Raw genomic sequence first — 22943 nt, forward strand, 5'->3', positions numbered from 1 at the left:
TCGAGTCCAACTTGGGGAGCGCTAGTCCGTAAACATTTCGTTTGCGGACTTTTTTATTTTTTGTAGAATAATATTCAAATCCGGTCAAGCTTCTGATATTGTTGCTATTCTTTCTAAGTATGATGATGAAGCAATTGTTGCGATAAATAAGATTTTGGATAAAGACGCTGTTGCAGCTTTGATAAGAGACTATGGTGATGATGGCTTTAAAGTTGCTGTTAAGGGCGGCGATTATCTTGTCAAGGCAATTAATAACCTTGATGACGACGTAGCGGAATTGTTTGTAAAAACTGCTTCAAAGCAGAGTGACGAATTTTTTGAGATTCTAAAAAATAGTGACGAATACTTAGACGATACAATTAAATATGTAGCTAATGGTGAAGAAAATGCATCATTTGTTTTGCAATATTCGAAATCAGGATTAGCTATAAAAGGTGATAATATTGTTATTGCATCAAATGGTAAAGGATTGCCGATTGCAGAATTTAAAAGATATAGAGAAAGCTCAATCCATAATCCATCAAGTGATACAATGACACTTGGACGTTTTGATGGCGGAGGAGAAAATTCATATATAACTAAGGCTGGAAATACGACATATTTCAGTTTAGGCGATGATTGGGGTATGCTCCAAGATGAGTGACACAGATTTATTTGATTTGTTTAATAAGCCAGCCTTGGATGATGCAGTGTCCGCAGGTAAAACAATTCGTTTTTCACATGATCCAAGAAATTTTACAGGAACATCGCTATATAATGAATGGGAGTATTTAAAAAATAAATACGGATATATTGATTTACTACCAGTAGGAGATTTTTGGTATGGAATTAGATGAAAAATTTAATTTACTTATAACATTAACTCAAAAAATACGTAGTTATGACAAGCATTTAATAGATACAGTTTCTTTTTATGACAATAAAATGTCTTCTATTGTTTATGATTATTATCCATTTGAGGTTGAAATTAGAGATAACAACTTATATTTTTTTATCATAACAAATCGCAGTGAAAAGAAAATGCTATTTTCGTCATCGCTTAATACCGACTTTGATAAGCTTTGTGACAGTTTGATAAAATGTATAATGACAGATGTAAAAAAGCAGATTCCCAAGAAATTTTTAAAAGCAAAGGGGTTTTTATAATGAATGAAAATCGAGCAGAAATAAAAGCCAAAATAGTGGAAACTGAAATGAAAAAATATTTTGGTAGTTTAGTTTCGAATTTTAATTTGATAGACGCTTTTTACGGCAATGGACATGAAGAATTTAGTTTGGGATTCAAGTATTGTGACTATTTTGATATGCGTTTTAATTATGGTCAAGGTGCTTGCGGATGCTGCATATGTTATGATTGGGGTGATAATAATGAGGCTATACTTATTAAAACCTCAATTGATGGTTGGTGGGAAAAAATTTCAATTCAATGGAAAGAATATTTTCATGAACTTAAAAAAGAACTGGATTTGCGTATTCCCGATGATTATTTAAAAGAATTTTATATAAATCCTAATACCGAAACAAATGTAGTGTGAACTAATGCGAATGCTACGGAACATATGGGGAAGTATGTTGGTCGATTTGGTGAAACAAGTTTTTCAATTGATGTTAGAAAGTTATGTATCTGCTTTAGATCAAGCAATGGGAGAACTTGCAAGCAAACCTTTAGGCAGATATGAAGATCTTAACTTTGGCGGTTGGGTGTTCGGAATTGACACTAAAGAAGGAGTAGTTTTCCATGCATTTTATGAAGGATAGGTGATCATATGAAAATTAAATATATTTCAGATGATTATGAATTATATCTTATACAACAACGATATAGTTTTCAATATGATTTGATTATTGACTGTATAAGTAAAAAAGATAATTTCACAATGTATAAAGTTCAGAAAACATGTCGAAGTGATCCTAGTGATATTATTTATCATGCCTTTTACTATGATCATCAAAGAAAGCATACACCATTAGATATAGCAGTAAACAGTAGAACTAATATTATTGAATATATATCATTTTTTGTTTCAGATTCAATGAAGATAAACAGTAATCAGCTTGATTCATTATTTATTGATAAAAATGAATACTGCTTATTTAGTATGATTGAATGCAATGATACTCATAGGTATTTTAAAATTGAAAATGAAAAGGATAATTTTGTTTATTTTTATGAAAATAATTCTATTTTCTACCTAAACAATAGACATCCTTGTAGCCTGAATATGTATTGCATTTGTGATTTTTGTTGGCTGTTGATCGGTGAAGATGATGAAATTTATGGAGTTAAAGTGAAACTGTAAATTTTTGCTCTCACAACTTCGATAATTTATCATGCTGTTGATTTTTGGCTGGATAGTTTAAAGTTATACAGATTAGTGATGGACGGCAACACTGCTGCGGCAGAACAACTTGCTGCACGAACTAAAATGGACTGCATAACGCATACAATTTTTCTTGCTGACGGAGCATTTTTAGAGCCGATAGCTAACGTATTCATGTGAATTATATCAGAGATATCTCTTAAAGCAATACGCTAAAGAAGAGGTTGCAAAGGTATGCGGATATGAGGTTTCCAAAAAGATATCTCCTGAGTTGCTTGACTCAATATTCAAATCCGGTCAAGCTTCTGATATTGTTGCTATTCTTTCTAAGTATGATGATGAAGCAATTGTTGCGATAAATAAGATTTTGGATAAAGACGCTGTTGCAGCTTTGATAAGAGACCATGGTGATGATGGCGTTAGAATTGCTGCTAAAGGTGGGAATAATCTCGTCGGGGCTTTGGCAAAGCTTGATGATGCGGCATTAGAAAGGTTTATGGAGATTGCTTCTAAGCAAGACAGAGAGTCTTTCAAGTTATTTGAAAATTGTGATAGATTTACAGATGATTTGATTAGTCTTGTCAATAAAAAAGTTGGAATAAATTTTAACGAGGTTGAAATTCATGGCATTATTAATACAGAAATTGATGAGATAGATTTTGCTACGAAAGTGATATACGAAGATAAAAATGCGAAAGGATTATATATAGAAAATCCAGATGTTCCACAAACTGAAACTCAATGAGCAAATAAGCAAATCTTAAAAAAAGGTGAGAATAGAATAAAGGCACTTTCTCAGAATGAATTTAGCGTTTATATTGATGGTGAAGAATATAGTTTTTTATCTAGTGAGTTAAAAGATGTCAGGAGTTACGTATTTAGAATTAATGCAGATACACCTGAATTGAGAATAGCCGTTGAGGATTGTCTGGAACAACTTAGAATTCTTTATCCAGATTATAATTTTTCAGCTGTTTATGGAGGTTGATAGTAGTGTCTGTTGGTTTATATCGATATAGTGGGGATATTAATGATAAAAACACTGAACTTATTTTCAGTGAAAATATATCATCTGAGGTTTTCTATCAACGTTATTGGGTTAAGGCAATATGTGAATCCAAAGTTAAACTGTTTAAAGATGGATGCGATTTTGATGTGGGCGATTTAAATATTATTATGTCAGAATTAAATGCATTAGGGGCTTGGGCTACTGAGAATTTATCGGGAATAGATCTTAAATATATGAGTGAAAGAATAGAAAATTTAAAATCAGTTTTACCTCAAGCTTGTAAATGTAAAGGCGGAAAATTTTATATTTTTTAAATACAATAGAAAAATCTTATTCGGATGACGATAACACCTAAATACTTATCGCTTTGCTTCGAGGTAAGTTTCTTCTTATCTTGAAAGCTTGGTGCTGGAACAGTTACTTGGGCTAATGTTTCTTCAACTGGAGCTATAAATATATTTACTGAACTTGAACCTTGCTCAAGCTGCCGAAGCGTTATTAAACAATTCAATAGAGCATACCCCGGAATAGTTGTTAATGTGTATTGGAAATAATAGAAAGGATAGCACTTATGAATGATTATTTAGAGCCATATGAAGATATGTCTGCTTATTCTTTTGCAGTTGCGGAGAAATTTGTTGAACCGATAACGAATGCACTTTGTAAAACCATGGGTTTTGTTTTTGACAGAAAAGAAAAACGCAAGTCTTTTCCAAATCATTATTTTAAAGGTGATGAGAAATTTATTTTTTACAAAAGCAAAAATGATGAGCGTGCGTTTATGATTGCTTGTGAGGGTTGTCAGGGTTTTTGGGGAATTTCGGTCAAATGTAAAACCGAGGATAAAAAGCTTTTTTATGACACAATTAAATCTGATCTGTTTGAAAATAGTGATTATACCGGTATTCCTTTTTTTGAGATAGATGATTTTCAAGATCAATTAAGGGGGAATTTTACTAAAAGACAGGTGAACCTTATTTATAATGATTTAAAATACGCCGGACTAATATGATCATTTTGTAGATCAGGACATACATAACAAAACAAACCATACCGGCGGTCGCAAGATTTGGGGCGGCGGTTCAGATGCACGTTAAGGAGGAAATAATAGAAAGGATAACACTTATGAATGATTACTTGGAGCCATATGAAGATATGTCTGCTTATTCTTTTGCAGTTGCGGAGGAATTTGTTGAACCGATAACAAATGCACTTTGTAAAACTATGGGTTTTGTTTTTGACAGAAAAGAAAATCTAAAAGTTTTTCCTAACAGTAGTTTTAAGGGCAACGAGGTGTTTTGCTTTTACAAAAGCAAAAATGATGAACGTGCTTTTATGATTGCTGTCCAAGGAAACAGTGTATACTGGGGAATTTCAATAAAATGCAAAGCAGAAGATAAGTTATTATTTTACAATACAATAAAAAAATATCTTGAAGATAACAGCGACTATACCGGCATACCGTTTTTGCAGATTGATGAATTTGAAGATCAACTCAGAAAGAACTACTCAAAAATACAGCAAAATCTTTTTGAGAATGATTTAAGGGACGCCGGACTAATATGATCATTTTGTAGATCAGGACATACATAACAAAACAAACCAAACCATACCGGCGGTCGCAAGATTTGGGGCGGCGATTATCTTGTCAAGGCAATTAATAACCTTGATGACGACGCAGCGGAATTGTTTGTAAAAACTGCTTCTAAACAAGGAGATAGTTTTTATGATTATTTAAAATCTTTAGATGAAAGCTATTTAAACGAGCTTGTTTCAAGTTCTAAGGCTGACATAGATAAAATCAGCAAATGGAATAAGCAACCTAACTACGAATTATATGTAAGGGATAAATCTGTTTATGATAATCCTAAATATTTTGAACAAACTACGGGAAAAACAATTTGGCCAACAGAGGACGGTTTTAAAGACGGAATAATACCCCAACCTCAAGTAATATCTGAAGGAACTTGTTTTAAAAGATATGGTGATAGTAGCGGTTCTTTTTTAGGTAATACTACGGATTCATTTGAAACACGTTCACTAGCGCCATATACTGATGAAACAAATGTACACTACTATAGATTAAAAAAGATTATGAATTTACTGTGGGTAAAGCAGAACCTTGGTTTGGTCAGCCAGGCGGAGCTGAACAGTTTGTTGTGTATAAGTATGATATTTATGGCGATATCATAAAAAACGGTGATGAGTATATGCGATACACCATTAATGATCTTATGAGTGATGATATAGGTGTATTAGAAGATATAACTGATAAAGTGTTGAAGGGAGAGATAGTTTTTGAATGGTATAATCAGTACATTTAATGACTTGTATTATAAAATTCAAATATCTCATAATATTTGTTTGGCTGATGTAAGAAATATATGTTTGAAATCTTATAATAATTCTGTTGTCTGCGATGTTGATGGTGGCGCCCCGGAAATATATTACGAAATATTAGAGAGGGATTGTGGGCATTTTGCTGTTTTGAAAATAGAGCGAAACAGTCACGAGATTATATATGAAAGTGTTAATGCTGATTTCGCAGCAATTGCTCTTTTCCTCTTTCTTTCACGTCATCAAATAAAAAAAACTGATAATGATATTGAGATAGAAGAATTTATAAAAAAAGAAATTGCACACGGGAATATAGATTTGGCTAGACAGGTGATTGCAGAAAATTTTGGAGAAAAAACAATTTCGTTTGAAAAAAACGTATTCGATAAAATTTCTGTTATTACTTTGTCTACAAATAAAATTGACATTTTTTATCATGGCAATACAATTTTATTTTGTTCAGAATTTAATAAACCAGATCTTGAACGTGGATATTTAATTGCATTTAATAAATGCCGTATGATTAATATTTATCATAAAATAATGGTGAATATTACAAATATTATTCCCGATGTTAATGAAAACGAAAATAGAAAACTTAAATATCTATTTTTAGTTGGGGCTATGGAAAAATAAGTATATCAAGTATAATAACGCATTTATTCAGTTGATGAACTTAAAAAGTTTGGCTATATCGTTGAAGTTGAATAGAGAATAGGATTAAATGATGAATATTAATGAAGTTAGAAAGCTTATTTATAAACACGGAGAGAAGATTGGTTTGCCCTATGATTCCAAATTGTATCCGATTTTCTCTTCGACGGGGAATGTTTTTAGCGATGGGGGGACAATATATATTTCAAATAATGAATATCATTATGTTATAATGGAGAGGGGCAAAGAAAATAAACATTATCGAAGCTTGGATATTAATGATATATTATATCCATTATTTGAAGGTATAACATTTTCATTAGCGTCGAAATATGAATTAAAGAACAGAAACGAAAAGGAAGATCCTAGGAAATTGCTGTGGAGTAAGCAGCTTGAGTTATTAGGAAAAATTGATCCGCTTTTTAAAGAAAGGTGTCAAAAAGAAATCGACAGCATTTTGAAAATTGCACCTTATAAAAAGTGTAATTGACAAAAAATAGATGTATACGGGGGTAATTGTCAATATAATTCAAATCCTATATTATTATCAGAAAGCGTAAATATGCTACTTGTAAGTTGTGGTGATGTTAAGCCTTTGGGCAGAACAGTTAAGGAAGGATTCAATGCAATCTTAGGAGACGTATAGTGTTCAATCACCATACTGGGTGAGCTTTTTTTGCTCTGTATTCTTGGATTTGCGTATATAGTAGCGACGCAATCTATTATATGCTTAGAAATTCGAGGTGCGTAAACAAATATCCAAAAAAGTACTGAAATGTATTTCAAAGCTAGATAAAGAATTGCAATATGCAGTAATAGACGGTCTTGAAAAGGGCGGCGATGATCTTGTAAGGGCGGTTAAGAATCTTGACGATGATGCAGCTGAATCGTTCATAAAAAACTGCTTCTAAACAGGATGATGAATTTTTTGTTTTGAGGTCAAAATATGATGATATTCCTTCTTGGGCATGTTCTGATGTAATTGATTTTAATTCAGCTGAAAACGTAAATGAAATTTTAAAACAAAATGGATATACAAATCCCCCTTATAAGCCGGGAACTAATGTAACAACTATCGAATTAACTGAAGATACCACATTTGTTAGAGTGTATACTAAAAACATAACAAGTGCAAAGGGCCAGTGGGTAATGAACTATGAAGAGATTCAAGGATTGTCTTCAAAGCAAATTAAAGATAAGTTTGCATTACCATATGAACAAACACATATTTGTGATGTAGAACTACCGGCTGGTACAGAGGTACGTTTTGGTATAGCAAATGAAGTTTCAGAATGGGGTTTGGGAGTGGGATTACAATTTGATTTAATGGGTCAATATTTTAATTCATTTGGCAATTTCAGACCACTATAAAAGGAGAAGATTTTATGTTACCGATAGTTGAAACGAATGGAAAAACTCTTTACATTAATTCTAATAAAGTAACTTTTCCGTACAAAATTTAACAAGTTTTAATTTTAAAATCTCAAATATTGATCTTACTGGATAGTTGCATAAAAAATGAATGTGATAACGTCTATTCGGTAAACTTTGACGGAACAATAGGTTGGCGTGTTCAAAGCAGAAAATACTTATCAAGGGAATATGAAAATAAAAAATTAACCTCATATGTTGGTATGTATGTCAGGAAAGAAACTAATCTGCTTCAGTTAAATGATTGGTGGGGCGGAAGATACATTTTTGATCTTAATGACGGGCATATAGTGGGAAGAGATGAAAGTGGGCGTGATTGGTAATAGTTCCAATAAGAATAGAGGAATTTTATAATTAAAGATCGCTATCATGATGAGGAATATAGTATGGTATTAAGAATGATAATATCTGAAAAATGGATTCATATAAATAGTTATGATGTTTGCTTTGATTATAATGTTAAGTCTGTAATAATTTTAAAACAAAAGATAATTGTACAGCTAGAAATCGGAGATTTATATGCTGTTGATATGGCAGGTAACATTATTGAAAAAAATAATAAGCCTTTTCAAAGATCAGACTTAGATAAAGATTTTATAGTAGAAATTAATCAGAATAATCTATATTTTAATGACTCTGCCATTTATTTCGAACATAACATTTATTCTTTTGTTTTATTTGATGATAGGATAATTGTACAATTAAATGAACTGGATGCGTCTGCAAAATCTGATGAAATCGACAACGTATATGCTGTTGATATGGAAGGAAATATTATCTGGCGAATTCAGAATAAAGAAAGGGTATGTCCGGAATATAAGTTTATTTCGCCGTATGTAATGATTAATTATATTGATGGTGAATTAATTGTAAATGATTTCAACGGATTCAGATTTGTGTTTTCACCTGACGACGGAACTTTTGTTAAACGAATTCAAAGTTTAAGACCTTGGTAATCAATTTGTAATTCAGATCTTTAGGGCGACACCGCACAACTACCGCCTAACGGCTTTGTGTACGTCTAGCTTGCCAATTTTTCGTTATCTTGCACAGAAACTCCTTGAAGGACGCAAGTATTCCTGCGTCGTTTCTATACAATCGAGCTTAAAGGCATTTGGGATAGTAATTCTAAATCTATTATTCTGAAAAAATTCAAATACGGAAGATATTCTGTATCTCAGCACGGGCATAAGAATACGGATAGTATAAGGCTTGTTTACGAAAGCGGATGCCTTTTCAGCGAGTACATTTTTCTTTACATTCCCGAATTCGGGTCAAAGACAAGCATTCATATTTCTCGGGAAGATGTTGATTCGTTGTTGGCTGTTTATGATAGGCTTGGCATTTTGAAAAGTGTTCATGTCACTAAGGGCGGCAAAGAATACCTTATGTACATAAATTTTAAGACCGAAGCGGAAATAAAGAAAAGAATATGCGATTTTGCCGAGAATGAATCAATTAGGGTGACCGATGAGATAAATAAGATCAGTGAACCGATTTCCGCAGTTGTTATAAGACATTATTATGACGGGCTTTCGGTCGGCTATTCTTTCATGATAAAAACGACAGATGCAAACAGCAAAAATATTATGGAAGAATACATAGACGGCGAGGATCATGATTTTAATGTGCTTTTAAGCTGCGTAAGCGATAATAAGAGAGATAAATATTTTTCAATGGGTGATACCGAATTTACGGATAAAATGAAAAGGCTTATGTCGGAACACGTGAATAAGTTTGAGTTCGAGTTACTGGTCGAAGAGATTGATTAAAAAATAGTTTTTTAAGAAAATTTTATAGGCCAAATAAAGTTGGAATGAATTTTTTAGTATAGTAAATAATTGTACAAAGCCACGAATATGAAAAAAACGGATAAAAACAGACGATATATACAACAAAAATTAGAAAATGCGGTTGTTAACCGCAGCTTCGTTGCTTCGGATTTGGAGGTGCACTATGCAGATAAGTAAAACAGTGCGAGATATTCGCGTGAATTGGGCGATCGGCGACCGCGAACGCGATAAGGGGCTTGCAACGCCCGATGAGATTCGCCGCTTTGACGATATTTCTTACGGTCCTCACGGTCAGGCTAATTTGCTTGACGTGTACGTTCGCAATGACGCCGAGGGGCTTCAGCCGACGATCGTTAATGTTCACGGCGGCGGTTGGGTCTACGGAAATAAGGAGATCTATCAGCATTATTGTATGCGGCTCGCGCTGCGTGGTTTTGCTGTCGTGAATATCAACTACCGCCTTGCGCCTGAAAACCGCTTTCCCGCGGCGGTCGAGGACATAAACGCCGCCATGCAGTTTGTCGCGAATCACGGCGCGGAATATCTGATCGACAAGGATAGGCTGGTCATGGTCGGCGATTCGGCGGGCGGGCAGCTTGTCAGCCACTACGCCGCACTGCTGACCGACCCGACTTTCGCAGCGCTTTTTGATTTTGACGTTCCCGATGTTCATGTTCGTGCTCTTGGTCTGAATTGCGGCGCTTACGACGGCAAAAAGCTCGCGCTGGAACGAAAAGATGAAGTCTTTTTGGAATATCTGGGCATTATAGACTGCGAACCGTCTGAAAAACTGCTGCAAATGGTCGATACGGTAAGACATATCACGCCGAACTACCCGCCATCTTTTGTCATGTCGAGCTACGCTGATTTCCTGCTGCCGGCCGCCAAGCCGATGTATGATCTGCTCAAAAGCCGCGGCGTTCCTGCTGAAATGAAGATCTACGGCAGTCCCAAGCGGCAGGAGATCGGTCACGTTTTCCACGTCAACTGCCGACTTGACGAAGCGAAGATCTGCAACGACGACGAGTGCGCGTTTTTCAAAAGGTATGTTTCAGACTAAAATACTGCAAAAATGCGCCGAAATTTGTACAAAATCACGAAAATTATCTGCTCCCCCTTGACTGGGGAGCTTTTTCATTGTATAATATAACAGTTCTATATAACAGCGTTATAAAGGGAGTTAGAAATGAACGATGGCGAAATAACCACGCTGGAGCTTATCCACAGCGCGGCGAAGGCGGAGTTTCTCAGCAAAGGCTTCAAGTCGGCGTCGCTGAGAAATATTGTAAAGACTGCGGGCGTTACCACGGGTGCATTTTATGGATATTTTTCCAGTAAGGCGGAGCTGTTTGAAGCGCTCGTCAGCGAAGCGTACAATTTTGTGATAGATTCGTACAAGGCGGCGCTGCGCGAATTTGCCGATCTGCCGATGGAAAAACAGCCCGAGGTGATGGGTTCGATCTCGCAGAAGTGCCTTGACCAGGTGCTCGACTACATGGCGACCCACCGCGAGGAATTTTTGCTGCTTCTGCAATGTTCGGAGGGTACGCGGTTCGCTTCGATGACCGATGAGCTTGTCGAGCTGGAGGTTCAGGCGACACACGATTATTACCTTGTTCTCAAAAACTGGGCTACAGCGCGCCGGACGTTGACCCAACGCTCGAGCACATTTTGGTGACGGGCATGATGAACGCTTATTTTGAAATGGCGATCCATGAAATGCCGCTCGAAAAATCAAAGCGCTATCTGAAAGAGCTGCACAATTTTTACACGGCGGGCTGGCGCGAACTGATGGGTACGTAATAGGGGCGAGCGCCCCTTTGATTTTGGTCTATGGTTAGCCAACGCTAACATTATAAAGGAGGTCTTTTGTTTGAAAAAACGATCAAATCTGCAAAGGCTGCTCAGCTATGCAGGCAACCGCAAGCCGCTGACCTACATTTCGTGGGTGCTTTCGGCAGCGAGCGCGCTGACTTCGCTGCTGCCTTTCTGGTACATATGGAAGATACTAGACGAAGTTATCAGCGTAGCGCCCGACTTCGATAAGGCAAAAAACATCACTCATTACGGCTGGCTCGCGGTGCTTTTCGCGGTGCTGACGATCTTTGTGTACATTTGCGGACTGATGTGTTCACACCTTTCGGCGTTTCGCATCGCTACGAATATCCGAATCGCGCTGACTAAGCATATCACCACGCTGCCGCTCGGCAAGATCGAGGAATTCGGCAGCGGTAAACTGCGACGCACTATCAGCGAGACCTCGGGCGCGGCAGAGGGTTACCTCGCGCACCAACTGCCCGACAAAGCGAAAGCAATCGCGAGCATAATCGGCCTGCTGGCGATGGATTTCTTTTTCGACTGGCGGCTCGGACTCCTCAGTCTTGTGCCCGTTTTGATCGGCTTCATCATCATGATGAGCTCGATGGCCGGCCCCAGCCTGCAAAAAAGCATGACCGAGTACCAAAACGCCCTTGCTGAAATGTCGAATGAAGCGGTCGAGTACGTTCGCGGGATCCCCGTTGTCAAGACGTTCGGCCAGTCGGTTTTCTCCTTCAAAAAATTCAAGAGCACGATCGACAACTACGAAAAGTGGACGACTGACTACACGCTCAATATGCGCATCCCGATGACACTCTACACTCTTGCGATAAACAGCATTTTCGCGTTCCTCATCATTGGTGCATTTTGGTTCTCGCACGGCAATATCACGGGCGATTTCCTCCTCGATATGCTTTTCTACATCATAATCACACCTGTAATCACAGTCGTACTTACCAAAATAATGTACATGAATGAGAATGAAATGATGGTAAAGGACGCTATAGACCGTATCGACAGTGTACTTAATATGGAGTCGCTGACTGATCCTGCCAAGCCGAGCCATCCTGCGGACAACTCCGTTGAGCTGCGCGGGGTAACGTTCAGCTACGATGGCACGAAAAATGCGCTTTCCGATATTTCGCTCAAAATTTCCGCAGGTCAGACGGCGGCTTTTGTCGGCCCATCGGGCGGCGGTAAATCTACCCTTGCGAGCATCGTCGCGAGATTTTTCGACCCGCAGCAGGGTAAAGTGCTCGTCGGCGGCGTTGACGTTAAGGACATCGGCAAAGAGGAACTTATGAACACAGTTTCCTTTGTATTCCAAAACAGCAAACTGATAAAGGCTTCTATCCTCGATAACGCGCGTCTGGGTAAGCCGAACGCCACCGAAGCTGAGGTCATGCAGGCGCTCAAAGCTGCACAGTGCATGGATATAATAGAAAAATTCCCAAATGGCATAAACACCATGATCGGCAGCGAGGGCGTTTACCTCTCGGGCGGAGAAGTGCAGCGTATCGCCATCGCGCGAGCGGTGCTCAAAAATTCGCCGATAATCATTCTCGACGAAGCTACCGCTTTTGCCGACCCAGATAACGAAGCGAAGGTTCAGGCGGCTTTCAATGAACTGGCGCGCGGCAAGACGGTCATAATGATCGCGCACAGACTTTCGACTGTGGTCAACGCCGACCGCATTTTCGTTCTGCGCGAAGGCAAGCTTGCGGAGAACGGCACGTTTGACGAACTTTTAAAGAACGGCGGTACATTCGCTAATATGTGGCACGAATACCAGCGTTCGATCGAATGGAAAGTTGAAAAGGAGGCTGAAGCGTTATGATCGAAAAATTACAAAGAAGATTTGCGCTTTCGCGAAAAGGCGCGATGGACACAATAAAAGGCAGCATTTTGAGCGCGCTCCAGAACATTTCGTTCATGCTGCCCGTGGCTATGCTTTACAATTTAGTAAAGGATATGCTTGACGACAATCTCACGTCCGCCCGCATTCCATTTTACGTCATTGGCAGCCTTGCCTGCGCGGCGGTCATAATCGTTGCCACGCTTTTCCAGTACAACAGCACCTTCCTCGCGACCTACGTCGAAACTGGCGTGCGCCGCGTCACGCTGGCGGAAAGACTTCGCCTGATACCCCTCTCATTCTTCGGCAAAAAAGACCTTGCCGATCTCACCTCGTCGATAATGGGCGATTGCGCGATGCTCGAAACGGCGCAGTCACACTTCGTTTGCCCGCTCGCCGGCGCGATGATCTCGACAGTTATCATAGCGATCTCGCTGCTTTTCTTCAACTGGCAGATGGCGATAGCGGCGATATGGGTTCTGCCCGTCGCTTTCCTGATCGTCGGCATGGCCTCGCGCGTGCAGAAAAGCCTGGCGAATAAGTCGATGGGCGCAAAGATCGCCTGCGAGGACGGAATTCAGGAGTGCATGGAAGCGATGAACGACCTGCGTTCAAACAACGCCGAAAAGCGCTATCTCGATACGCTGATCGCCAAAATTTGCGGTTACGAGAGCCGCCTTATCATCACCGAGCTGGGCACGGCTTCGTTCGTGATGACCGCGAATCTCGTGCTGCGCCTCGGCATCGCGACCACAGCGCTCGTCGGCTCGTACCAACTTATAAGCGGCAAGCTCGACATTCTCACATTCTTCATGTTCCTGCTGGTGGTTTCGCGCCTGTACGACCCGCTCGAAGGCTCGCTCCAGAATCTCGCGGCGATAATCTCGACGAGCACCAACATCGAGCGTATGAACCAGATCATGGACACTGAAGTACAGTCGGGCAGCGACAAGCTAACAAATAAAGGCTGCGACATCAAGTTCGACCATGTTGGATTTGCCTATGATGGCGGCGAAACGGTGCTGAATGACGTTTCGTTCACTGCCGAGCAGGGCAAGATTACCGCCCTTGTCGGCCCATCTGGCGGCGGCAAGACTACGGTTTCTCGTCTGGCGGCGCGCTTCTGGGACATCAGCAAGGGCAAGATCACCGTCGGCGGCATGGATATTTCCAAGGCCGACCCCGAAACGCTCATGTCGCTCTACTCCATAGTTTTCCAGGATGTCACGCTTTTTGACAACACCGTCATGGAGAATATCCGCCTCGGCAAAAAGGGCGCTGCTGATGAGGAGGTCATTGCGGCGGCAAAGATGGCGAACGTTGCGGACTTCGTTGAGAAGCTGCCCGATAAATATCAGACCAACATAGGCGAAAATGGCTGCGAGCTTTCGGGCGGCGAGCGCCAGCGTATCTCTATCGCACGCGCGTTTTTGAAAGACGCTCCGATAATCCTGCTTGACGAAGCAACCGCCAGCCTTGATGTCGAGAACGAAACGGCTATCCAAACGGCGCTTTCGCGGCTCATCAAGAACAAGACCGTGCTGATAATCGCCCACCGTATGCGCACTGTTTCGAGCGCGGATAAGATCGTTGTTTTGAAAGACGGCAGCGTCGCGGAGCAGGGAAGCCCCGAAAAGCTGCTCACCACCGACGGAATTTTCGCGCACATGGTAGATCTACAGACCGAAAATCAGAGCTGGAAACTCGAAAAAGCTTAAACCTCATACATATAAAAGGGCAGTCGGCTGCAAACGCGGTCGGCTGTCTTTTTAGTTCTTATCTCTTCCAAATTCTAAACTCACTAGAAATAATAGTATTTGCACTATCATCAGTATGATGCGCTCGCCATCTGACTCGATCTTTACAATAGGGTAGAGCATCGCGAGTCCTGCGAAAAGAAATATTATCTGCATAAGCACTTTCCAAGGCTTCACGGGCTTTGTGATGTCCGCCTTGATCTTTGGCTTGCTGCTATGTTTGGATCTTGATATATCTTTGTATATCTCGTATCCTATTATTTTGTCGCCCAAGTCTTTTCTGCCATTGCCATTCCAATCCATCATCGTGTCTGCTCCTTTCATGATTGTTCTTTTTTTACATTATATCACATTTATTCATGTCTGTCAACAAAAAAATCCCGCCCACGGCGCAAACCGTGAGCGGGATTTTTATTTATTCAGTTTTATCTGAATCAAATCATCTCTGGGAGATAGCAGCCTGAGCAGCAGCCAGTCTTGCGATCGGCACGCGGAAAGGCGAGCAAGATACATAGTCAAGACCGATCTTGTTGCAGAACTCTACAGAAGAAGGATCTCCGCCGTGCTCACCGCAGATACCGCAGTGCAGCTTAGCGTTTACGGGCTTGCCGAGGTCGAGAGCCATCTTCATCAGCTTGCCAACGCCGGTGGTGTCCAGCTTAGCAAACGGATCGTTCTCGTAGATCTTAGCGTCGTAGTAAGCTCCGAGGAACTTGCCAGCGTCATCTCTCGAGAAGCCGAAGGTCATCTGGGTCAGGTCGTTAGTACCGAAGCAGAAGAAGTCAGCCTCAGCAGCGATCTCGTCAGCAGTCAGAGCAGCTCTCGGGATCTCGATCATAGTACCAACTTCGTACTTGAGGTCAGAACCGGCCTCAGCGATAAGAGCGTCAGCAGTTTCAACTACGATCTTCTTAACGAACTTGAACTCCTTAACTTCGCCGACCAGCGGGATCATGATCTCGGGCTCAACGTTCCAGTCAGGATGATTCTTCTTAACGTTGATAGCAGCCTTGATCACAGCAGCAGTCTGCATCTTGGCGATCTCGGGATAAGTAACGGTCAGACGGCAGCCGCGGTGACCCATCATCGGGTTGAACTCGTGGAGGGAAGCGATGATAGCCTTGATGTCCTCAACGCTCTTGCCCTGTGCGTCAGCCAGTGCCTTGATGTCGTCCTCTTCGGTAGGTACGAACTCGTGGAGAGGAGGATCGAGGAATCTGATGGTTACAGGATTGCCTTCAAGTGCCTCATAAAGAGCCTCAAAGTCGCCCTGCTGCATAGGCTCGATCTTAGCAAGTGCAGCTTCTCTCTCTTCAACGGTGTCAGCGCAGATCATTTCTCTGAAAGCAGCGATTCTGCTGGGCTCAAAGAACATGTGCTCGGTACGGCAAAGACCGATACCCTCAGCGCCGAGCTCTCTAGCCTTCTTAGCGTCAGCAGGAGTATCAGCGTTGGTTCTTACCTTCATAGTTCTGTACTTGTCAGCCCAGCTCATAACTCTGCCGAATTCGCCTGCGATGGAAGCGTCAACGGTAGGAATGATGCCGTCGTAGATGTTACCGGTAGAACCGTCGATAGAGATGTAATCTCCCTCGTGGAACTCCTTGCCTGCAAGTGTGAACTTCTTGTTTTCTTCGTCCATGTTGATCTCAGAGCAGCCGGAAACGCAGCAGGTACCCATTCCGCGGGCAACTACGGCAGCGTGCGAGGTCATACCGCCGCGAACGGTGAGTATACCCTGCGAAGCCTTCATACCGGTGATGTCCTCAGGAGAAGTCTCAAGACGAACGAGAACTACCTTTTCGCCCTTAGCGTTCCAAGCCTCAGCGTCGTCAGCGGTGAATACGATCTTACCGCAGGCAGCTCCGGGAGAAGCGCCCAGACCCTTGCCCATAGGAGTAGCAGCCTTAAGAGCCTTGGTGTCGAACTGGGGGTGAAGCAGAGTGTCGAGGTTTCTGGGGTCGATCATCAGAACAGCCTCTTCCTCGGTTCTCATGCCTTCGTCAACGAGGTCGCAAGCGATCTTCAGAGCAGCCTGAGCGGTTCTCTTACCGTTTCTGGTCTGAAGCATGAAGAGTTTGCCGTGCTCTACGGTGAACTCCATGTCCTGCATATCTCTGTAGTGGTTTTCGAGGGTCTTGCAAACTTCCTTGAACTGTGCGAATGCTTCAGGGAACTTGCTCTCCATCTCTGTGATGTGCATAGGAGTACGAACGCCTGCAACAACGTCCTCGCCCTGTGCGTTTGTAAGGAATTCGCCGAAGAGGCCCTTAGCGCCGGTAGCAGGGTCGCGGGTGAACGCAACACCGGTACCGCAGTCGTCGCCCATGTTACCGAAAGCCATGCTCTGTACGTTTACAGCGGTACCCCAGGAATAAGGAATATCGTTGTCGCGGCGGTAAACGTTAGCTCTGGGGTTGTCCCAGCTGCGGAATACAGCCTTGATAGCGCCCATCAGCTGCTCCTTAGGATCAGTCGGGAAGTCTGCGCCGATCTTTTCCTTGTACTCAGCCTTGAACTGGTTAGCCAGCTCCTTGAGGTCGTCAGCGTCAAGCTCTACGTCCTGAGTTACGCCCTTCTTAGCCTTCATCTGGTCGATAAGCTCTTCAAAATACTTCTTGCCTACTTCCATAACTACGTCGGAATACATCTGGATGAATCTTCTGTAGCAGTCCCATGCCCAGCGAGCATTTCCGGACTTTTCAGCAATTACGTTTACAACTTCTTCGTTAAGACCCAGGTTCAGGATGGTATCCATCATTCCGGGCATGGAAGCTCTCGCGCCCGAACGTACGGAAACGAGCAGGGGGTTTTCCTTATCGCCGAACTTCTTGCCGGTGATCTCTTCCATTTTTACGATGTACTCGTTGATCTCAGCCATGATGTCAGGGTTGATCTCGCGGTTGTCCTCATAGTACTGAGTGCAGGCCTCGGTAGTGATGGTGAAGCCCTGGGGAACAGGAAGACCGATGTTGGTCATTTCTGCCAGGTTAGCACCCTTACCGCCGAGAAGCTCTCTCATGTTAGCGTTGCCTTCAGAGAAAAGGTAACAATACTTCTTTGCCATTGGTGAATTACCTCCAATAAAAATTTTTGACATCTTTTAGTGGTGCGGGATTTCCCGCCGCCTGCGCCGCATTATGCAGCAGATTTTTACATTTGCCGATGGGCGCTCTGTCACATATATATTATAACAGATTTTAAAACAAATTTCCATAGTTTTAAGTGAATTTTATGCTTATGATTCTGCACAATTTTTCGCTCAACATTTTATGCACTTTTCACAACATTCAGCGGAACATATCGTAATCGTAAAGCTCGTCAGGGCGTATAACGCCGTAGCGAAGCAGTATTCCCAGCCTGTCAGTAAGGCTTATCGAGCGTATCTTTTTGCGCACGGGCAGTACCTGAGAGGGCGAAACGGAAAGCTCATCTATGCCCATAGCGAGGTAAAGCTCGGTCAGCGAAAGCTCTGCGCCCAGCTCGCCGCATATGCCTATCCATTTGCCGTAGCGGTGCGCGCTGTCGCAGGCCATCTTTATCATTCTCAGCACAGCTAGGTGGTGCGGCTTGCAGTATTTTTCCAGGCGACTGTCCTGCCTGTCGAGCGCTAAGGCGTACTGCTCCAAGTCGTTTGTGCCTACGCTGAAAAAGTCTACCTCGCGCGCCAGCTCGTCGCTCAGCATCACCGCCGCGGGCGTTTCTATCATTATGCCTATCTCAACCTTGTCGGAGTATGGCACGCCCTCGGCGTCCAGTTCGTCCTTTACGTCCTGTATTATCGCCTTTACCGCGATTATCTCTTCAGGGTCGATTATCATGGGGAAAAGTATCGCCAACGAGCCGTAGACCGAGGCGCGGTAGAGAGCGCGCAGCTGCGTGCGAAATATCTCCGGCTTCTCGAAGCATATCCGTATCGAGCGCATACCCAGCGCGGGGTTTTCCTCCATGTCGCTGCTCAGGTAGTCGGGGTTTTTGTCCGCGCCGATGTCCAGCGTGCGCACTATTACTTTCTTGCCGTTCATCTTCTCCAGTATGCGGCGGTAGGTGTAAAACTGCAATTCCTCGTCGGGAAAGTCGTCGTTTTGCAGATACAGAAATTCGCTGCGGAAAAGCCCTATGCCGCCAGCGTCGTTTTCCTCGACGTACTTCACGTCCATCAGCCCGCTGATGTTCGCGTATACTTGTATCTCAGTGCCGTCTAGGGTGATGTTTCGTCTGCCGCGCAGGCGCTTCAGCAGCTCGTGCTTTCTGCCTTCTTCTTCGCGCTTTTCGAGCATTTTGCGAATGGTATCCTTGTCCGGCTCGATGTAAAGCGTGCCCGAGTAGCAGTCCGCTATGGCGCGCTTGCCGTTGCATTCTTCTGTAAGCTGCTTGCCGAAAGCGACTATCATAGGTATGTTCATAGTGCGCGCGAGTATTGCGGAGTGCGAATTTGCCGAGCCGTAGCAGGTACAGACCGCCGTCACCTTGTGCTTATCAAGCGCTACCGTTTCGCTCGGCTCTATGTCGAAGCAGCAGAGTATCGAGTTTTTCTCGAAGTTCATCTCCTGCTCAGATTTGTTCTGTATGTGCCGTATCAGCCTGCGCGAAACGTCCTTTACGTCTGCGGTGCGCGCGCGTATGTATTCGTCCTCGGCGTGGCCCAGCTCGCCCGCCACCTGCGAAGCCGCCAGCTGCACGGCGTAGTCTGCGCAGCACTCGTCCTCCAGTATCGACTTTTCTATCTTCTCGACAAATGATTCGTCCTCCAGCAGCATACGGTGTATCATGAAAATATCCGCGTGGTCTTTGCCGATGTTTTTTATCTCGCGCTCGTAAAGTGCGTCAAGCTCGTTGATAGCTCTGTCGCGCGCATATTCGTAGCGCTGAAGCTCCAGCTGCGGATTTCCCACCTTGCGTTTTTTCACGACCTGCTCGTCGCGCTGATAAAATACCAGCTTGCCGAAAATTATCCCGCCCATTACGGCTCTGCCTTTAAGTTTTTCCATAGTAAGAATCCACACCTTTCTGATCTGAATTTCTATATATAATGTATAGTTTTTATCTTTTTTATCGTATAACTACATTATAAATCTTTTGCGGCGGTTTGTCAAATATTCGGCAATTTTTTTCGCGGCAAAAAAGGGAAGGCTTCTCCCCATCAGCAGGAAAAGCCTTCATATATCCGTCTGAAATTATCTCTCGATATTATTGATAGCCGAAACCAGCGCCCTTACGCTCGAAACTATTATGTCCGAGTGTCTGCCTGCGCCCCAGTATGTCTTGCCGCCGTATACTATCGAAACGTAAGATACCGCTTCGCTCGTAGTGTGGCGGTCGAGGGCGTGCTCTTCGTAAGTTTCCAGCGTGAACTGTATGCCAAGCGCGTCCTTTACGGCGTTCGCTACTGCGTCAAGTCTGCCGTTGCCGTTTGCTTCGTATATCTTTATCTCGCCGCTCGGCTTCATCATAGCCGTGATCTTCGCCGTGATGCTTCCGTCCTTATTCTGAACGTAGTGCGTTTCGGTGATGTCGCAGGGCTCGGTCTTGTTCATGTAGCGCTCGCGGAATATATCGTAGATCTCGTTCGGCATAAGCTCGGCATGCTTGTGGTCTGATACGCTCTTTACCGCGTAGCCGAAATCCTCCGCCATCTTCTTGGGCAGGCTGTAGCCGTACTGCTTCTGAAGCAGGAAGCCTATTCCGCCCTTGCCCGACTGCGAGTTTATTCTTATAACGTCGCCGTCGTACTCTCTGCCAACGTCCTTCGGGTCGATAGGCAGGTAAGGTACGTTCCAGTGCTCGGGGTCTTTCTCCTCGCGCCACTTCATGCCCTTTGCGATAGCGTCCTGATGCGAGCCGGAGAACGCCGCGAATACCAAGCTGCCCGCGTAAGGAGTTCTCTCGTAAACTTTCATGCGGGTAACGCGCTCGTAGATCTCTACCAGCGAGGGCATATCCGAGAAGTCGAGCTGCGGGTCTACGCCCTGCGAATACATATTCATAGCCAGCGTTACTATGTCAACGTTGCCCGTTCTCTCGCCGTTGCCGAAGCAAGTACCCTCTATTCTGTCAGCGCCCGCCAGCAGACCCATCTCGCTGTCTGCCACCGCGCAGCCGCGGTCGTTGTGGGGGTGCAGCGAAACTATTACGTTCTCGCGGCAGTTCAGATTGTCGCACATATACTCTACCTGCTGAGCGTAAACGTGCGGCATCGACATTTCTACGGTAACTGGCAGGTTGATTATCACCTTGTCCTCAGCGGTAGGCTGCCAGATGTCGATAACTGCGTTGCATATCTCCAGCGCGAACTCAGGCTCAGTGCCGGTGAAGCTTTCGGGCGAGTACTCGAAGATTATGTTGCCCTTAGACTTTTGCTTGTACTCGCTGCAGAGCTTTGCGCCTGTAACGGCTATGTCGATTATCTCCTGCTTGCTCTTGCGGAAAACCTGCTCTCTCTGCGCCACGGAGGTGGAGTTGTAGAGGTGCACTACCGCGTTTTTTGCGCCGTCGATGGCTTCAAATGTCTTTTTGATTATGTGTTCTCTCGACTGCGTGAGCACCTGTATGCGCACGTCGTCTGGTATCATGTTCTGCTCGATGAGCGTGCGGCAGAACTCGTACTCGGTCTCGCTCGCCGCAGGGAAGCCTATCTCGATCTCCTTAAAGCCTATCTCCACCAGCTTTTTGAAAAACTCGAGCTTTTCTTCGAGGCTCATTGGTATTATCAGCGCCTGATTGCCGTCGCGAAGGTCTACCGAGCACCACATGGGCGGCTTATCGATGTATTCCTTTTCTGTCCACTTCATGCACTTTACGGGCGGCATAAAGTAGCCGCGTGTGTACTTTTCAGAATTTTTCATGTTTGCCATAGTTTTTTCCTCCAATTAGTTACAGATCTCTCAAACCAACCAAATCAAAAAAGCCCGCCTCTTGTTATACGCAAGAGACGAGCGAAAAACCCGTGTTACCACTCTCATTCGCATACAACTCACGCTGTATGCCTCAGCCGCGTCTATCAACGCGCCGCTCTTTAACGGGAGCATTCCGTGCTCAGCTACTTTGCGCCGCGCGCTTTCGCCAAGCCTGCTAAAGGACGAGCTATCACATAAGACCCATGCCGCTTTCCACCCTGCGCGGCTCTCTGCAAAGGGATCATCATGCTTTTTTTCCTAATCATCGCATTTGATCGTTTGATGTTAATTTATATATTACATTATACAGCACCCATCGGCGATTGTCAAGGGCGTTCTGTACAATTCACAATTTTTTAAGAATATTTGCGTGTATCCAGCAATATCTGCGGCGCGCACTTTTCGGGGTCGGCGGAAAGTTCCGAGAGCTTACCCTCGAATATCGGCGTAAGCTCGCTAAGCTCGGCTATGTCCCGCGGGTGATAGAGCGAAGCGGGCTTTTTTAGCTTCGCAATACGGTAGCGCGAGAGCAGCTCCGCCACGAACTGCGAGCAGAAGTATTTATTTTTCACGCGTATCGGCAGCCCGAAAAAGCAGAATACGGGGCCGAGATAGTGGTAGCCGTAGCGCTTTTTGTTAAGGTACATTTTTTGCAGATGCGCCCACAGATCTTCGTAAGCCTGCTCGGTGACGTTTACTCGGTATACGGCGCATGGCGCGTTCGGGTTTAGGCTGAGCAGCCCCGTTTTAGTGCTCTCGCGCACAAAGCCTGCGGGTATCGGCAGCAGAGTATGTATCCGCGCGAAGCTGTAAAGGCAGCTGCACTGCGAGTCGAAGCCGATGGAGGCGTGAGTATACTTGGTGCGCGTGAAAAGCGAGATGATATTTGAGAATACGGAATTTGTCCGCACGAGAAAGATATACACCGTGCGCGTTTTCAAGCGGCTTTCTAAACTTATCTGAGTCATTTTGTGTTTCCTTTACGGTTCTTTTTTTTACGACTTTTCTATTATAACATATTTTTAACACAATTGCAATGGCTTCATAACCAATTCATAAAAAACTTTTCGAC

Annotated in this window: 26 protein-coding genes and 1 pseudogene; 22 read left to right on the forward strand and 5 right to left on the reverse strand. The window is 43.5% G+C overall.

The annotated features are described in order from the left end of the window. Positions 1-154: 154 nt before the first annotated feature. The 22 genes and pseudogenes from LI114_RS11170 to LI114_RS11270 all read left to right on the forward strand — a co-directional run bounded on the left by LI114_RS11170 (position 155) and on the right by LI114_RS11270 (position 14936). On the forward strand, positions 155-643 hold the full coding sequence (locus LI114_RS11170) for a hypothetical protein (protein ID WP_227220720.1): 489 nt from the start codon (positions 155-157) through the stop codon (positions 641-643). After that, a complete protein-coding gene (locus LI114_RS11175; RefSeq protein ID WP_227220722.1) occupies positions 636-836 on the forward strand; it encodes a hypothetical protein in 201 nt (66 codons plus the stop codon). Before LI114_RS11170 ends, LI114_RS11175 begins: the two co-directional genes overlap by 8 nt. Continuing rightward, positions 823-1146, forward strand: coding sequence for a hypothetical protein (locus tag LI114_RS11180; protein WP_227220723.1), 324 nt, complete (start codon positions 823-825; stop codon positions 1144-1146). Before LI114_RS11175 ends, LI114_RS11180 begins: the two co-directional genes overlap by 14 nt. Beyond that, on the forward strand, positions 1146-1535 hold the full coding sequence (locus LI114_RS11185; protein ID WP_227220724.1) for a hypothetical protein: 390 nt from the start codon (positions 1146-1148) through the stop codon (positions 1533-1535). Before LI114_RS11180 ends, LI114_RS11185 begins: the two co-directional genes overlap by 1 nt. Positions 1536-1581: 46 nt before the next feature. Beyond that, positions 1582-1758: a hypothetical protein gene (locus LI114_RS11190; RefSeq protein ID WP_227220725.1), complete on the forward strand. Its 177-nt coding sequence runs from the start codon at positions 1582-1584 to the stop codon at positions 1756-1758. A gap of 8 nt (positions 1759-1766) precedes the next feature. Beyond that, positions 1767-2300: a hypothetical protein gene (locus LI114_RS11195; RefSeq protein WP_227220726.1), complete on the forward strand. Its 534-nt coding sequence runs from the start codon at positions 1767-1769 to the stop codon at positions 2298-2300. 78 nt (positions 2301-2378) lie between these two features. Next, entirely contained in the window at positions 2379-2501 is a 123-nt protein-coding gene (locus LI114_RS14190; protein WP_260647727.1) for a hypothetical protein, read from the forward strand. 91 nt (positions 2502-2592) lie between these two features. Further along, positions 2593-3066, forward strand: a complete 474-nt coding sequence (locus LI114_RS11200; protein ID WP_227220727.1) for a hypothetical protein — start codon at positions 2593-2595, stop codon at positions 3064-3066. A gap of 248 nt (positions 3067-3314) precedes the next feature. Beyond that, positions 3315-3644, forward strand: coding sequence for a hypothetical protein (locus LI114_RS11205; RefSeq protein WP_051706603.1), 330 nt, complete (start codon positions 3315-3317; stop codon positions 3642-3644). 126 nt (positions 3645-3770) lie between these two features. After that, positions 3771-3884: pseudogene (locus LI114_RS14375) on the forward strand (deaminase domain-containing protein); the annotation flags it as partial. Between the two features lie 17 nt (positions 3885-3901). Then, positions 3902-4342, forward strand: a complete 441-nt coding sequence (locus LI114_RS11215) for a hypothetical protein (RefSeq protein WP_117857180.1) — start codon at positions 3902-3904, stop codon at positions 4340-4342. 74 nt (positions 4343-4416) lie between these two features. Beyond that, positions 4417-4896: a hypothetical protein gene (locus LI114_RS11220; protein WP_227220728.1), complete on the forward strand. Its 480-nt coding sequence runs from the start codon at positions 4417-4419 to the stop codon at positions 4894-4896. A gap of 120 nt (positions 4897-5016) precedes the next feature. Then, positions 5017-5523, forward strand: coding sequence for a glycohydrolase toxin TNT-related protein (locus LI114_RS11225; protein WP_227220730.1), 507 nt, complete (start codon positions 5017-5019; stop codon positions 5521-5523). 105 nt (positions 5524-5628) lie between these two features. Next, positions 5629-6303 (forward strand): hypothetical protein, encoded by a 675-nt coding sequence (locus LI114_RS11230; protein WP_227220731.1) that lies wholly within the window; start codon positions 5629-5631, stop codon positions 6301-6303. 88 nt (positions 6304-6391) lie between these two features. Continuing rightward, the gene (locus LI114_RS11235) at positions 6392-6811 is read left to right on the forward strand and encodes an Imm63 family immunity protein (RefSeq protein ID WP_177496509.1); all 420 of its coding nucleotides are present in this window, start codon (positions 6392-6394) and stop codon (positions 6809-6811) included. 443 nt (positions 6812-7254) lie between these two features. Further along, positions 7255-7692: a hypothetical protein gene (locus tag LI114_RS11240; RefSeq protein WP_227220733.1), complete on the forward strand. Its 438-nt coding sequence runs from the start codon at positions 7255-7257 to the stop codon at positions 7690-7692. A 446-nt stretch (positions 7693-8138) separates the two neighbouring features. After that, on the forward strand, positions 8139-8708 hold the full coding sequence (locus tag LI114_RS11245; protein WP_227220734.1) for a hypothetical protein: 570 nt from the start codon (positions 8139-8141) through the stop codon (positions 8706-8708). Positions 8709-9140: 432 nt separating this feature from the next. Beyond that, positions 9141-9524, forward strand: a complete 384-nt coding sequence (locus LI114_RS11250; protein WP_227220735.1) for a hypothetical protein — start codon at positions 9141-9143, stop codon at positions 9522-9524. A 184-nt stretch (positions 9525-9708) separates the two neighbouring features. Then, a complete protein-coding gene (locus tag LI114_RS11255) occupies positions 9709-10605 on the forward strand; it encodes an alpha/beta hydrolase (protein WP_227220736.1) in 897 nt (298 codons plus the stop codon). Between the two features lie 126 nt (positions 10606-10731). Further along, entirely contained in the window at positions 10732-11223 is a 492-nt protein-coding gene (locus LI114_RS11260) for a TetR/AcrR family transcriptional regulator (protein WP_413770904.1), read from the forward strand. A 195-nt stretch (positions 11224-11418) separates the two neighbouring features. Next, positions 11419-13200, forward strand: coding sequence for an ABC transporter ATP-binding protein (locus LI114_RS11265; protein ID WP_227220737.1), 1782 nt, complete (start codon positions 11419-11421; stop codon positions 13198-13200). Further along, the gene (locus LI114_RS11270; RefSeq protein WP_227220738.1) at positions 13197-14936 is read left to right on the forward strand and encodes an ABC transporter ATP-binding protein; all 1740 of its coding nucleotides are present in this window, start codon (positions 13197-13199) and stop codon (positions 14934-14936) included. Before LI114_RS11265 ends, LI114_RS11270 begins: the two co-directional genes overlap by 4 nt. A gap of 51 nt (positions 14937-14987) precedes the next feature. Here LI114_RS11270 and LI114_RS11275 read toward each other — a convergent pair whose 3' ends face one another. From LI114_RS11275 to LI114_RS11295, 5 genes are all read right to left on the reverse strand, one after another. Next, complete coding sequence (locus LI114_RS11275; RefSeq protein ID WP_227220739.1) at positions 14988-15299, reverse strand: hypothetical protein; 312 nt, start codon at positions 15297-15299, stop codon at positions 14988-14990. A gap of 115 nt (positions 15300-15414) precedes the next feature. Next, on the reverse strand, positions 15415-18042 hold the full coding sequence (gene ppdK / locus LI114_RS11280) for a pyruvate, phosphate dikinase (protein ID WP_022126665.1): 2628 nt from the start codon (positions 18040-18042) through the stop codon (positions 15415-15417). A gap of 223 nt (positions 18043-18265) precedes the next feature. Continuing rightward, positions 18266-19966, reverse strand: a complete 1701-nt coding sequence (gene ptsP, locus LI114_RS11285) for a phosphoenolpyruvate--protein phosphotransferase (RefSeq protein ID WP_227220741.1) — start codon at positions 19964-19966, stop codon at positions 18266-18268. A 186-nt stretch (positions 19967-20152) separates the two neighbouring features. Then, positions 20153-21820, reverse strand: a complete 1668-nt coding sequence (locus LI114_RS11290) for a 2-isopropylmalate synthase (protein WP_227220743.1) — start codon at positions 21818-21820, stop codon at positions 20153-20155. Positions 21821-22227: 407 nt separating this feature from the next. Beyond that, positions 22228-22839 (reverse strand): hypothetical protein, encoded by a 612-nt coding sequence (locus LI114_RS11295; protein ID WP_022126668.1) that lies wholly within the window; start codon positions 22837-22839, stop codon positions 22228-22230. Positions 22840-22943: the final 104 nt, after the last annotated feature.

Source organism: Ruminococcus sp. 210702-SL.1.03, assembly GCF_020559915.1.
Taxonomy (GTDB): domain Bacteria; phylum Bacillota; class Clostridia; order Oscillospirales; family Ruminococcaceae; genus YE71.